The sequence below is a fragment of the Micromonospora sp. NPDC005979 genome (assembly GCF_040614415.1).
Taxonomy (GTDB): Bacteria; Actinomycetota; Actinomycetes; order Mycobacteriales; family Micromonosporaceae; genus Micromonospora.
In genome coordinates this window covers 1-12,485 of record NZ_JBEXUR010000037.1, presented here as the reverse complement: position 1 = coordinate 12,485, position 12,485 = coordinate 1, and the positions used below count along the sequence as shown (strand labels likewise).

Below are 12,485 nucleotides of genomic sequence, written 5' to 3'. Positions count from 1 at the left end.
TTACACCCGATACACACACTCGTATCGGTGAAGAACCCCATCCGCTGCGGCGCGTCCACGTACCCCGCGTCCGGCGCCGGATCGAGCGGCCCGTAGAGGCTGTTCGGGTCAGGAATCACCGCTGTCCTTCCCCTCCTGGTCGGTGGTGACGGCCGGCGCGTGCCCACCCGGGGTGATCCCGGCCCGCCGCTGGTATTCGCCGACCAGGTCGAGCAGGGCAGGCCCGGTGGGCCGGCGGCCGGGCCGTACGTCGCAGGTACCGATCTTGCTCTCCTGGATGAGGACGTTGGGGTCGAGGGTGATGCCGAACAGGTCGTTGGCCGAGTCGCCGGTCACCAGACCCTCGAACCCGAAGTGGTACGGCAGCCACACCTGGTGGATGACCCGACCGTCCACCCGCAACGGAGTGAGCCGGTCGGTGACCAGCACCTTCGCCTCGATCACCGCCCGACCGCTGACCAGGTGCGCCCACCCGAGGTGCGCCAACCCGGTCTCGGCGGCCAACTCCGGCGACACCTCGACGAACATCTCCGGCTGCAACTCGGCGAGGGGTCGTACCGTCCGGCTCATCCCACCGGCGGTGTGGTGCTCGGTGAGGCGGCTGACCGTGAAGATGTACGGGAAGACCTGACTGTGCTCCTGCGGCGGGCTCGGGTTCACCGAGTTGACCGGGTGCGCGTACGACTTACGGGTCGGGTTGGCCTGTTGGCGGTAGAGCGGGTTGCGCACCGGCGACTCGACCGGCTCGTAGTGGGTGGGCAGCGGGCCGTCCAGGACACCGCTGGGCGCGTACAGCCAGCCCTTGCCGTCGCCCTGCATGACGAACGGGTCGTCACCGGCGATCCCCTCCGGACCGGACGCGCCGGCCGGCGGCCGGTACGACGGCGGCTTGGTCTTCTCGAAGTCCGGCACGTCGTGGCCGGTCCACTCGGATTTTTCCGGGTCCCACCAGATGTAGCGCTTGCGTTCGCTCCACGGGCGGCCGTCCGGGTCGGCGGAGGCGCGGTTGTAGAGGATGCGGCGGTTCGCCGGCCACGCCCAGCCCCACTCGGCGGCCACCCAGTCCTGCTCGTGCCGGGACTTGCGGCGGGCGGCCTGGTTGACGCCGTCGGCGTACACGCCCGTGTAGATCCAGCAGCCGACGGCCGTGGAGCCGTCGTCGCGGGCCTCGGCGAAACTGGACAGCGGCTGGCCGGTCGTCACGTCGTACCCGTTGATCTCGCGCAGCACCGACTCGGCGCTGGGCTCCGCGTGCGGACCGTGCGTGGGGTAGTCCCAGGTGAGGTCCAGCAACGCCCGGTCGCGCGGCAACGACGAGCCGGCCAGCTTCTCCCGCAGCCGGCGGCCCAGGTGGTAGAAGAACCACAGCTCGGAGCGGGCGTCGCCCGGCGGCTCGACGGCTTTTTCCCGCCACTGCAACAGCCGCTGCGTCTGCGTGAAGGTGCCCTCCTTCTCCACGTGCGACGCGGCGGGCAGGAAGAAGACCTCGGTGCGGCACTCCTCGGGCACGATCTCGCCGGTGGCCACCTCGGGGCCGTTCTTCCAGAACGTCGCGCTCTCGATCATGAACAGGTCCCGCACGACCAGCCAGTCGAGGTTCGCCATGCCGAGGCGTTGCGCCCGGCCGTGCGCGGACCCGACGGCCGGGTTCTGGCCGAGCAGGAAGTACCCCTTGGTCTTCCCGTCGATCATGTTCAGCACCTGCTGGTAGGTGCCGTGGTCGCCGGTCAGCCGGGGCAGGTAGCCGTAGCCGAAGTCGTTCTCCGGCGTCGCGGCGTCCCCCCAGTACGCCTTGAGCAGGCTGGCCGCGTACGACCGGGCGTTGCCCCAGAAGCCCTTCTGCCCGGGGTGCCGGATGCTGTCCACCCACTCGTCGAAGGTGGGGTGGTCGGCGTGGTGGGGCATGGGCAGGTAGCCCGGCAGTAGGTTGAACAGGGTCGGAATGTCCGTCGAGCCCTGGATGCTCGCGTGCCCGCGCAACGCCATGACCCCGCCACCCGGACGGCCCACGTTGCCCAGCAGGAGCTGGATGATCGCCCCGGCGCGGATGTACTGCACACCCACGCTGTGCTGCGTCCACCCCACCGAGTAGACCAGCATCCCGGTACGCTCCCGGCCCGAGTTCTCCGTCCACGCCCGCGCCAACTCCAGGAACTTGTCCTGCGGGATGCCGCAGACCCGCTCCACCATCTCAGGCGTGTACCGGGCGTAGTGCCGCTTGAGGATCTGATAGACGCACCGCGGATGCCGCAACGTCTCGTCCCGCTGGGTCTGCCCACCCACCGGCGCACCATGCGACTCGTGCTCCAACCCGGCGGCGGTGTCCCGCTCCTTCGCGGTGTGTCCACTGCCCGAGGAGTCCTCGTGGCCCTCGTACTGCCAGCTGTCCTGCACGTAGCTGCCGGTCTCGGGATCGAAGCCGGAGAAGAACCCGTCGCCGTCCTCGGTGTCGCTGAACCGGTCGCTGACGATCGTCGCCGCGTTGGTGTAGGCGAGGACGTACTCGCGGAAGTCCAGCTCGTTGTCGAGGATGTAGCGGATCACCCCACCCAGCAGCGCGATGTCCGTCCCCGCCCGGATCGGCAGGTACGCGTCCGCCACCGCGCTGGTCCGGGTGAACCGGGGATCGACGTGGAACACCTTCGCGCCCCGACGCTTGGCCTCCATCACCCACTGGAACCCGACCGGATGCGCTTCGGCCATGTTGGAACCCTGGATGACGATGACGTCAGCGTTGGCGATGTCCTGCTGGAAGTCCGTCGCACCGCCACGACCGAAGCTGGCCCCCAGACCGGGGACGGTGGCGGAGTGTCAAATACGCGCCTGGTTCTCGATCTGCAACGCCCCCATCGCCGTGAACAACTTCTTGATGAGGTAGTTCTCCTCGTTGTCCAGCGTCGCCCCACCCAGGCTGGAGATCCCCAGCGTCCGGTTGAGCGGCCGGCCCTCGGCGTCGCGGTCCTCCCAGGTGTCCGCACGGGCCGCGAGGATCCGATCGGCGATCATGTCGACGGCCGTGTCGAGGTCGAGGTCCTCCCACTCCGTGGAGTACGGCCGGCGGTAGCGGACCGTCGTCTGCCGCAGCGGGCTCGTCACCAGGCTCTTGCTCGCGGACCCCTTGGGACACAACCGGCCCCGCGAGATCGGACTGTCCGGGTCACCCTCGATCTGCGTGACCTGCCCGTCCGCCACGAACACCCGCTGACCACACCCCACCGCGCAGTACGGACACACCGACCGCGCCACCGAATCGGCGGTCTCGGTACGCGCCGTCAGCGATCGGGATCGGGCCGACTTCGCGGCGGCGCCCCGGCCCAACGGGTCCGTGCCGGTGAGCTGGCGATACACCGGCCAACCCTCGATGAAGGTCCGTAGACCCATCCCCGACACCTCCTTGCCCGTGAGCGCGCGAGCGAGCGACCTCCCGAACATAGGTCAGATGAGGAGTCTTCGCTAATCGAGCGTCCGTCCGTCGGGGATACGGTCCAGTCGGCCCAGGCGCCACGTCAGCGCCGGGACCATCACCGCCGCGGCGACGAGGTGCAGCACGACCAGCGCCACGACGGTCACCGGCGCTGCCCCGCAGAGAAACGGCGGGACCAGCGAGATCGCGGTCAGCACCACCGCCGTCCACAGGAACCGGTCGGCGGGACGCGCGCTGAACCGACCGAGTACGACGGCGAGAACGACGCCCACCACCGAGAAGACACCCGTCACCACGGCGAACCCGGCCACCGGGATCACCTCGCCACCCTCGGGAATTTCGAAGTCGACCCCGGCGGCCCCGGCGAGCGCGGCGGCGAGAGTCGTCGTGGCCATCGCCGCCACGGTGGCGACCAGGCCGACACCGACGAGCCCGAGGAGCCGGTGGGTGGGATAGGTCGGGGCCGAGACGCTCACCGCGCACCGCCCGCCGACAGGCGCTCCGGCAACCCCAGCCGCGGGAACTGCTCGTCATCGAAGATGACGATCTCGGTGATCACCCCGCCGGTGACGCGCAGGACGTCGATGGTCAACGGCAGGTACGCGCCCTCCGCCTCCCGCCAGTGGTAGAACGCGACGGCGGGCTGCCGGTTCACCGAGGTGGGCACACCCCGCAGGCCCGTCATGCTGTCGAAGCCGTCCCCGATCCAGTCGGCCACCACCGCGTCCCGGCCCACGTGCAGGCCGGGCGTGGGCGGCATCGAGCAGCGCACGTCCTCGCGCAGCATCGTGGTGAGCCGGCCGATGTCCGTGGCCACGCTCGCCTCGGTGAAGTGCCGCACCAGCTCGCGCGTCCCGGCGTCCTGGTCGCCACCGGTCCAGTCCTGCCGCTCGGCGGGCAGGTGCTCGCGCATGCCCGCCCGGGCCCGTTGCAGGGCGCTGTTCACCGAGTTCACCGAATCCCCGAGCAGCTCGGCGACGTCCTTCGCGGGCCAGCCGAGCACGTCCCGCAGGATCAACACGGCCCGGGGACGCGGCGCGAGGTGCTGCACCGCCACCACGTACGCCAACTCGATCGTCTCCCGCGCGACAGCGACCGCCTCCGGCTCGTCCGCGTCGCCCGCCGGCAGCTCGTCGAGCAACCGGTCCGGGTACGGCTGCAACCACCGCACCTCACCACCCCGGGCCGGCTCCGGGCGGCACCTGGCCAACAGGTCCAGGCAGGCGTTCGTGGCGATCCGGTACAGCCAGGCCCGCACCGTCGACCGGCCCTCGAACGTCTCCCGCCGCCTCCAGGCCCGCAGGAACGTCTCCTGCACAGTGTCCTCGGCGTCCTCGAACGACCCGAGCATCCGGTAACAGTGCACGTGCAACTCCCGCCGGTGCCGCTGCGCCAACCCCGCGAAGGTCGTCTCGTCGACCTCGGCCAGAGCGCCGTGTTCTTTCCCTCGCGTGCCCGTACCCGTCACGTCCTGCTCCCGTCTCGTCGTGGCCCATCACACCTGTGACGGCAGCGGACCCGAGAACTCATCACCCGACCCGTCGGACGCTCCTCGGCGACACCTGGACCGGTGGGCGTTACCCTGACACCATGCAGGCCGTCTCGCCCCCCGCGACCGGCGTGGTCTTCCTGGCCCGCCCGGGCCGTCCGGCTGTCGTGGTGCGGACGCTCACCGAGCTGGCCGGCCCCACACGTGGGGTGGTGGAGTTGCCGGTGCGGTTGATGTGGAACGCCGAGCGCACCTTCGACCTCGGCGACCCCGACCAGTTGCTCTGGATGTACGAGAACGTGCTGCGCGAGACGGCCAGCGCCGACGACCTGCGCACCCTCATCAACGGGCGCACGCTGCGACGGGTGTGGCGGCTGCTCAACCTGCCCCGGGGCGTCCGCCAGGCCTGGGAGAGCCGGCACCGCGGCCTGCGCGCGGCGTGATCGCACCACACCTGCACGACTTCTACCGGGAGGTGGCCCGGGTGGCGTTGACCGCCGCCGGGCCGTACCGGTTCGTGCTCGGCGGCGGGGTGGCCTGGGCCGCGCACGGCCTGGTCGCCCGGCCGACCGAGGACGTGGACCTCTTCGCCGACGTCGAGGGCGCCGCCGCGGCGGCCTCCGCCGGGGTACGCGCGGCCCTGGAGCGCGCCGGCTTCATCGTCACCGACGCCGACCCGGACAGCGACCTCGCCGACCTGTTCGACGGGTACGGCCGGGACATGAAGGACTTCGTGGTGAGCCGCGACGGACGGCAGATCCGCCTCAGCCTGGCCCGACTCGACCGACAGCAGAGCCCGGTGGTGATGGACCTCGGCCCGGTGATGGACGTCCGCGACCTGGTCGCCAACAAGATCGCCGCGCTGGTCAACCGGCGGGAGGTCCGCGACTTCATCGACGTCGCGGCGGCGCTCGAGCACTACGACGTGACGCAGCTGCTGGTGCTGGCCCGGCAGGTCGACCCCGCGCTCGACCCGGACGACGTCCGCGCCGCCGGGCGCTACCTCGACCGGCTGTCCGACACCCGCTTCGGCCGCTACGGCCTGAGCCCGGACGACGTCGCCCGGGTACGCCGACGCTTCGCCCCCTGGCCCCGTTGACGCCGGGCGGCCACCCGGGTCCCTACCCGGTGCTGTGCTGCGGAAACCGGGGCTGACGTGGCGGGAGTGACAGGCGCTCGTTATGGTGCGCGAGGCGCTCACGAGGCGCGTCAACCCCCACTGAAGGGCACGTCATGACCTCTGGATCCGGTCCGTCGCGTCGCCAGGTGCTCGCGGTCGCCGCCGCCGCGGCGACCGCCCCGCTGATCGCCGCCGCCCCCGCCCAGGCGGCGGGGCCCGCCCGGTCGCGCACCTGGGACCTCACGCTGCTCGGCACGTCGGACACGCACGGCAACGTCTACAACTGGGACTACTACCGGGACGCCGAGTACGACGACAGCAAGCACAACGACGTCGGCGTCGCGAAGCTGGCCACCCTCATCAACCAGATCCGCCGCGAGCGGCGCGGCAAGGCCACGCTCGTGCTCGACGCCGGCGACACCATCCAGGGCACTCCCCTGGCGACGTACTACGCCAAGCAGGAGCCCATCACGGCCACCGGCGAAAAGCACCCGATGGCCCGGGCGATGAACGTCATCGACTACGACGCCGTGACCCTGGGCAACCACGAGTTCAACTACGGCCTGCCGCTGCTGGACCTGTGGATCCGCCAACTCGGCTTCCCCGCCCTCGCCGCCAACGCGGTCAACGCCAGGACCGGCAAGCCGGCCTTCCTGCCGTACGTCATCAAGAAGGTCTCCCTGGGCTTCGCCGCGCCGACCCTGCGGGTCGGCATCCTCGGCCTGACCAACCCGGGCGTCGCCATCTGGGACCGGGGCAACGTCGAGGGCAAACTACGCTTCGACGACATGATCGCGACCGCCGCGAAGTGGGTGCCGATCATGCGGGCGCGCGGCGCGGACATCGTGCTGATCTCGGCCCACGGCGGCGACAGCGGCACCTCCAGCTACGGCCCCGAGCTGCCGAACGAGAACCCGGTGGCGCTGATCGCCCAGCAGGTGCCCGGAATCGACGCGATCCTCTTCGGGCACGCCCACAACGAGGTCGTCGAGCGGTTCGTCACCAACGAGCGGACCGGCACGCAGGTGCTGCTCTCCGAGCCCTCGAAGTGGGGCCAGCGGCTCACCCGGATGGACTTCACCCTCACCCGTGAGCGTGGCCGGTGGACGATCACCAAGAAGGCCGCCACCATGCTGAACACCAACACGGTCGTCGAGGACCCGAAGGTGCTCGCGGCCGTCCGGGCCCAGCACGCCAAGACCGTGGCGTACGTCAACCAGGTGGTCGCCACGTCCATCGTGGAGTTGTCGGCGGCGGAGTCCCGGTACAAGGACACTCCGATCCTCGACTTCATCAACCACGTACAGACCGAGGTGGTCGGCGCGGCACTGACCGGTACCGCGTACGCGGACCTGCCGGTGCTGTCGATCGCGGCGCCGTTCAGCCGTACCGCCGTCTTCCCCGCCGGAGACGTCAAGATCCGCGACGTGGCCGGCCTGTACGTGTACGACAACACCCTCGAAGCCGTCGTGCTCAGCGGCGCCGAGGTACGCGCGTACCTGGAGTATTCGGCGAAGTTCTTCCGCACCCTCGCGCCGGGCGCGCCGGTCGACCCGGAGCAGATCAGCGACCCGGCCGTGCCGGACTACAACTACGACGTGATCTCCGGCCTCGACTACGACATCGACATCTCCAAGCCGGTCGGCCAGCGCATCACCCGACTGGTGCTGCCCGGCACCGACACTCCGGTCGCGGACGACGCGCAGTTCGTGGTGGCGGTGAACAACTACCGGCGCAGCGGCGGCGGCAACTTCCCCGGCATCGTGAAGACCCAGGTCTACAACGCGCAGCAGGAGATCCGCCAGCTGCTCATCGACTGGGCGCAGGCCAAGGGGACCATCAACCCGGACGACTTCTTCCAGCCCAACTGGCGTCTCGTCCGCGAGGGTGTGCCGGTCTTCTGACCGCGGCGTGACGGCGGGCCGTGGGTGACGACACCCGCGGCCCGTCCGCGTATGTTCAGCCCTGCACGTTCCAGCGGACCGGGTCCTCGGCCTTCTCCGGCCGGTCCCGCCCGGGATCGGTCTCGGTCAGCGCGACCTGGTCCTCCGGACGGACCGCGGGTGGCAACTCCCCGAACCGGATGTGGCGCAGGAACGCGTACTCGTCGTCGGTGAACGGTTGCTCGGCCATCGACACCCCCTACTCCCCCGTCATTGTCCAACGGCGGGTGCGCGACGCATCGGTCCGTTGGCTGACAGATGGTCGACGTTGGGTGGACGCCGTCACACCCCGTAGACCATCCTAGGATCCTGGCCTATAGCGACGTCCTTCGGCGATCTTGCACTAAGTTGGCGAGGTGTGCGGGTTCGCGTGGAATGTCGCCACAGAAAACGCAAGATCGGCGCAGGCTGGGCGCGCGGCGCGGGCTGGGACGGCGGGTGGTTTGCGCTCAGGAAGGGGCGTCGGCGGGCGGGCGGCGGGGGGTTGGGAGGCGATCCAGCACCGCCAGGGCTGCGCGGATCGGTCGGCGGCGCAGCATGTCGTCGAAGCTCGCCTGCCCCTGACAGAAGCGCACGAACATCCGCCAGCCCGGCGGGGTCGCCAACAGCCCGTGGAACACCTCCGGGCGCCGGGTGAACAGGTCGAGCAACCGGAACCCCGCCCGCATCTCCGGCGTCAGTCGCTCGGCGACCGCCCGCTCGTACCCGGCCAGATCCCCGGCGGCGACCGCCGCCCCGGCCAGCTCGCCGGAGCGCAGGGCGAAGCTGATGCCCTCGCGGCTCCACGGCTCCAACAGCCCGGCCGCGTCCCCCACGACGAGCACCCGGCCGTTGCGCAACGGCGAGTCCTCCTCGCGACAACGCGTCAGGTGACCCGAATCGTGCGCCGCCGGCAGCCCGGTCAGACCCAACCGGTCGACGAACTGCCGCAGGTAGGCACGTGTTCCCTCCCCCGCGCCCCGGCCCGCGATGACGCCGACCGTCAACCGGTCGCCCTTCGGGAACACCCAGGCGTACGAGCCCGGCATCGCCCCCCAGTCCAGCAACAGCCGCCCACTCCAACGCTCCTGCTCGGCGGGCGGCACCGGGATCTCCAGCTCCAGCCCCAGATCCACCTGGCGGTAGCGCACCCCCACGTGCCGGGCGGTCACCCCCGACGAGCCGTCCGCGCCGATCACCGTGCGGGCCGCCAGGGTCGTACCGTCGGCCAGTCGCAGGCGTACCCCCTCGGGGTCCTGCTCGATGGCGCGGACCGCGACCTGCTCACGCAGCTGCGCGCCGGCGGCGACCGCCGCCGCGCGCAGGCGATCGTCGAACTCCTCCCGGCGCACCATGGTCACCACCGGGCTGGCGTTACGCCGGGTGAACTCCCGCCGGCCGTCGCGGGTGAACGTCACCCGGTCGACCCGGTCGTGCGCCGGTACCTCGATCCGCTCCCGCACGGCGGCCAGGGAGGTGCCGATGAGGCCACCCCCGCAGGTCTTGTAGCGCGGGTGCGTGGCCCGCTCGACAACCAGGGTACGAACGCCCGCGCGGGCCGCGGCGTGTGCCGCGGAGAGCCCGGCGGGGCCTGCGCCGACAACGACCAGATCCCAGACGATCACCATCGCAGCGTAGGGCGTACTCACCCTCCACCGCCCGAACGGGTGGGCATCTTCGGTCGGGCAGGGGGTAACCGATGCGGCGCAACCGTCCGCGTCCGGCGGGTGGGCGAAGGAGGAGATCATGCAGCGGATGGAGCTGTCGGAGGTCGAGCAGCGGGTGTACGAGGCGGTCACCACCCTCGAAGCACGCGGCCAGGTGCCCTATCCGGACCTGATCGCCGAAGGGTCCGGGCTGACCGAGGAGCAGGTGCACGCCCCGCTGCACCAGCTCACCGAGAAGGGTCTGCTGCACCGCGAGGACTCGCCGATGGCCGGCCTCGACTTCGGCCCTCGGTTCTGCGCACGTCAGATGGCGTGACCCTGGGCGGTTCGCCCCCGCTGGTCGGGGTAGCGGTCAGGAATGCATGATCGACCGTCAACGGGGGGCACGATGAACGCGGCGCGCGAGCCGCAGCCGGTCGACGCGGCCGAGAACCGCCGACGCTGGCAGGCCGTCGGCGTCGGGCTGGTCGCCGCGTTCATGACACTGCTCGACGTGAGCATCGTCAACGTCGCGGTGCCGTCCATCGACCGCGCGCTGAACGCCTCCCCGAGCGACCTGCAGTGGGTCCTCTCGGGGTACGCGCTCACCTTCGGTCTGGTGCTCGTACCGGCCGGCCGCTTCGGAGACTTCCGAGGTCGGCGTAACGCGTTCGTCTTCGGTATCGCGTTGTTCACCCTGACCAGCGCGCTCGCCGGCCTGGCGACCTCACCCACCTGGCTGGTCGCCGCCCGGCTGCTCCAGGGCGCCGCCGCCGGCATCATCAACCCACAGGTGATCGGCCTGATCCAGCAGTTGTTCCGGGGGCCGGAGCGGGCCCGCCCGTTCGGGTTGCTCGGCGCGACCATCGGCATCTCCACCGCCGTCGGGCCACTGCTCGGCGGCCTGCTCATCGCCCTCGGCGGTGAGGAGCACGGCTGGCGGTGGGTCTTCTTCGTCAACGTGCCGGTCGGCATCGTCGCGGTGATCCTGGGTTGGCGGCTGCTACCCGGTCGGCCCGACGGGCAACCCGGCCGCCGTCGACTCGACCCGGTCGGTGTGCTGCTGCTCGGCATCGGCGTGGTGCTGATCCTGCTGCCCCTCGTGCAGGAGCAGCAATGGCGTACGCCGTGGAAGTGGGCGCTCATCCCGGCCGGCCTCGCGGTGCTGGTCGCCTTCGGCCTGTGGGAACGGTGGTACGCGCGACACCGCGAACCGCTGTTCGACCTGCGCCTGTTCACCTTCCAGTCGTACACGCTCGGGTCGCTCATCGCGCTCATCTACTTCGGCGGCTTCACCGCGATCTTCTTCATCTTCACGCTGTTCCTGCAGAACGGGCTCGGCTACAGCGCGCTCGTCGCCGGTCTCGCCATCACGCCGTTCGCGCTCGGATCCGCCGCCGCGTCCGCTCTCGGAGGACGCATCGTCAACCGGTTCGGCCGCCCCCTGGTCGCCATCGGCCTGCTCGCCGTGGTGATCGGGCTGGCCGCCACGGTGTTCGCCCTGCACCTCGCGCCGCACGCCCCGGCGCCCTGGGTCACCGCCGGTCCGCTGCTCGTCGCCGGCATCGGCAGCGGCCTGGTCATCGCCCCCAACCAGACGCTCACCCTCGCCCAGGTGCCGGTCCCCCAGGCCGGCAGCGGAGCGGGCATGCTCCAGACCGGCCAGCGGATCGGCGCCGCCGCCGGCATCGCCGCGGTCGGCTCGATGTTCTTCTCCTCGCTGGCCGACAGTCACGGCGACTGGACGGGAGCTTTCGAGAAGTCGTTGCTGCTCGCCACGGGCATCATCGCGCTGGCGCTGGTGGCGGCGTTGATCGACATCTTCCGCAACCACCACCACTGACGCCATCCACGGGTACGGCGATGGCCGGCACCCGTTGTCGGGTGCCGGCCATCTGTGGTTCTTAGCTGTTCCAGTACTGGCCGACCAGGTCGGTGGCCTGCTGCTCCCACTGCGCGTAGGCGTCGGGGTAGGCCGAGACCTGGACGGTCTGCGCGGCGTCGGTCAGCGGCATGTCCTGCCAGCCGTCGACCTGCTTGAGGCCCTTGAGGAACGCCGTCGTCGAGTACTCCGGGTTGGTGATCTGCTCGGGCGTGCCCCAACCGGAGGTCGGGCGCTGCTGGAACAGGCCGAGGGAGTCGTGGTCGTTGGCGTCGCCGAGGTGGCCCAGGTTCTGAAGCTTGGACTCCTGCAGGCTGGTGGCGATGGAGATGACCGCGGCCCGCTCGGGCAGACCCGCCTTCTTGGTGGCGGCGATGATGGCCTTGGCGTTGGCGGTCTGCTCGTCGTTGAGGGTGATGTGGGACTGGTCGCCCTGGGGCTTGGGCGCCGCGGTCTGCACCGCGACGGCGGTGGCGGGCTTGGCGTCGACCGGGTTGGCGTGGGCGGCGATGGGGCCGGCGAAGACGCCACCGGTGAACGCGAGGCCAGCGATGGACAGCATGCTCTTGCGGATGATCGTGTTCATCAGGGTTGCTCCTTCGGGGGTAGGAAACACCCACACGTCACCGTTCGGGGGATCAGGTGACGGGGGTGTCAGCACCTCGTCCGGGCGCTCAAAGTCTTTGGGGGCGGCCTGCGAGCGGGGGGGCTCGTGGTGGCCGGTCCGTGTGTAACGACCCGGGGGGCGGGGCCATTCCCGGGGGGCTTGGCGCCTGCGGGCGGGTTGCTCGTGGCGGCCGGTCCGTGTGTAACGGCCTGCCGGCCGGGGCCATTCCCGGGGGCTGACGATCCGCGGGGGGCGGGGCTCGCCGCGCCGGGACGGGATGCAACGACCGGCGGTCCGGGGCCATTCCCGGGGCCTCACGACCCGCGGGAGGCGGGGCTCGCCGCGCCGGGACCGGGGTATAGCGACCGGCGGTCCGGGGTCATTCCCGGAGGGCC

Annotated in this window: 11 protein-coding genes and 1 pseudogene; 5 read left to right on the top strand and 7 right to left on the bottom strand. The window is 70.9% G+C overall.

The window, feature by feature from the left end; genetic code table 11:
- The 4 genes and pseudogenes from ABZ272_RS31940 to ABZ272_RS31925 all read right to left on the bottom strand — a co-directional run.
- Positions 1 to 116, bottom strand: a pseudogene (locus ABZ272_RS31940) (4Fe-4S ferredoxin); the annotation flags it as partial.
- Positions 109 to 3,381: a formate dehydrogenase gene (gene fdh / locus ABZ272_RS31935; RefSeq protein ID WP_355053665.1), complete on the bottom strand. Its 3,273-nt coding sequence runs from the start codon at positions 3,379 to 3,381 to the stop codon at positions 109 to 111. The pseudogene ABZ272_RS31940 and the gene fdh, both read right to left, overlap by 8 nt.
- Positions 3,382 to 3,453: 72 nt before the next feature.
- The gene (locus ABZ272_RS31930) at positions 3,454 to 3,900 is read right to left on the bottom strand and encodes a DUF6069 family protein (RefSeq protein WP_355053664.1); all 447 of its coding nucleotides are present in this window, start codon (positions 3,898 to 3,900) and stop codon (positions 3,454 to 3,456) included.
- On the bottom strand, positions 3,897 to 4,892 hold the full coding sequence (locus ABZ272_RS31925; protein WP_355053663.1) for an RNA polymerase subunit sigma-70: 996 nt from the start codon (positions 4,890 to 4,892) through the stop codon (positions 3,897 to 3,899). The genes ABZ272_RS31930 and ABZ272_RS31925 overlap by 4 nt, the downstream gene beginning before the upstream one ends.
- A 122-nt stretch (positions 4,893 to 5,014) precedes the next feature.
- Here ABZ272_RS31925 and ABZ272_RS31920 point away from each other — a divergent pair, with 122 nt between their 5' ends.
- The 3 genes from ABZ272_RS31920 (at position 5,015) to ABZ272_RS31910 (ending at position 7,937) form a co-directional block, all read left to right on the top strand.
- Positions 5,015 to 5,356 carry a hypothetical protein gene (locus ABZ272_RS31920; protein WP_355053662.1) on the top strand — a complete coding sequence of 114 codons (342 nt, stop codon included), beginning with the start codon at positions 5,015 to 5,017 and terminating at the stop codon, positions 5,354 to 5,356.
- Positions 5,353 to 6,012 (top strand): nucleotidyl transferase AbiEii/AbiGii toxin family protein, encoded by a 660-nt coding sequence (locus ABZ272_RS31915; protein ID WP_355053661.1) that lies wholly within the window; start codon positions 5,353 to 5,355, stop codon positions 6,010 to 6,012. The genes ABZ272_RS31920 and ABZ272_RS31915 overlap by 4 nt, the downstream gene beginning before the upstream one ends.
- 134 nt (positions 6,013 to 6,146) lie before the next feature.
- On the top strand, positions 6,147 to 7,937 hold the full coding sequence (locus ABZ272_RS31910; RefSeq protein ID WP_355053660.1) for a 5'-nucleotidase C-terminal domain-containing protein: 1,791 nt from the start codon (positions 6,147 to 6,149) through the stop codon (positions 7,935 to 7,937).
- A gap of 55 nt (positions 7,938 to 7,992) precedes the next feature.
- Here ABZ272_RS31910 and ABZ272_RS31905 read toward each other — a convergent pair whose 3' ends face one another.
- Both ABZ272_RS31905 and ABZ272_RS31900 read right to left on the bottom strand, forming a co-directional pair.
- On the bottom strand, positions 7,993 to 8,166 hold the full coding sequence (locus tag ABZ272_RS31905; protein ID WP_355053659.1) for a hypothetical protein: 174 nt from the start codon (positions 8,164 to 8,166) through the stop codon (positions 7,993 to 7,995).
- Between the two features lie 259 nt (positions 8,167 to 8,425).
- Positions 8,426 to 9,580, bottom strand: coding sequence for a geranylgeranyl reductase family protein (locus tag ABZ272_RS31900; protein ID WP_355053658.1), 1,155 nt, complete (start codon positions 9,578 to 9,580; stop codon positions 8,426 to 8,428).
- Between the two features lie 121 nt (positions 9,581 to 9,701).
- Here ABZ272_RS31900 and ABZ272_RS31895 point away from each other — a divergent pair, with 121 nt between their 5' ends.
- Together ABZ272_RS31895 and ABZ272_RS31890 are read left to right on the top strand one after the other, a co-directional pair.
- Positions 9,702 to 9,938, top strand: a complete 237-nt coding sequence (locus tag ABZ272_RS31895) for a hypothetical protein (RefSeq protein WP_355053657.1) — start codon at positions 9,702 to 9,704, stop codon at positions 9,936 to 9,938.
- Positions 9,939 to 9,980: 42 nt separating this feature from the next.
- Positions 9,981 to 11,444, top strand: a complete 1,464-nt coding sequence (locus ABZ272_RS31890; RefSeq protein WP_355053656.1) for an MFS transporter — start codon at positions 9,981 to 9,983, stop codon at positions 11,442 to 11,444.
- 61 nt (positions 11,445 to 11,505) lie between these two features.
- Here the strand turns inward: ABZ272_RS31890 and ABZ272_RS31885 are convergent, their stop codons facing one another.
- The gene (locus ABZ272_RS31885; RefSeq protein ID WP_355053655.1) at positions 11,506 to 12,069 is read right to left on the bottom strand and encodes a hypothetical protein; all 564 of its coding nucleotides are present in this window, start codon (positions 12,067 to 12,069) and stop codon (positions 11,506 to 11,508) included.
- Positions 12,070 to 12,485 lie beyond the last annotated feature (416 nt).

What these genes read in the sequence shown, in the direction of transcription:
- ABZ272_RS31920 (WP_355053662.1), top strand. Translation starts at nt 5,015, where the DNA reads ATGCAGGCCGTCTCGCCCCCCGCGACCGGCGTGGTCTTCCTGGCCCGC.
- ABZ272_RS31910 (WP_355053660.1), top strand. Translation starts at nt 6,147, where the DNA reads ATGACCTCTGGATCCGGTCCGTCGCGTCGCCAGGTGCTCGCGGTCGCC.
- ABZ272_RS31905 (WP_355053659.1), bottom strand. Translation starts at nt 8,166, where the DNA reads ATGGCCGAGCAACCGTTCACCGACGACGAGTACGCGTTCCTGCGCCAC.
- ABZ272_RS31895 (WP_355053657.1), top strand. Translation starts at nt 9,702, where the DNA reads ATGCAGCGGATGGAGCTGTCGGAGGTCGAGCAGCGGGTGTACGAGGCG.
- ABZ272_RS31890 (WP_355053656.1), top strand. Translation starts at nt 9,981, where the DNA reads ATGCATGATCGACCGTCAACGGGGGGCACGATGAACGCGGCGCGCGAG.
- ABZ272_RS31885 (WP_355053655.1), bottom strand. Translation starts at nt 12,069, where the DNA reads ATGAACACGATCATCCGCAAGAGCATGCTGTCCATCGCTGGCCTCGCG.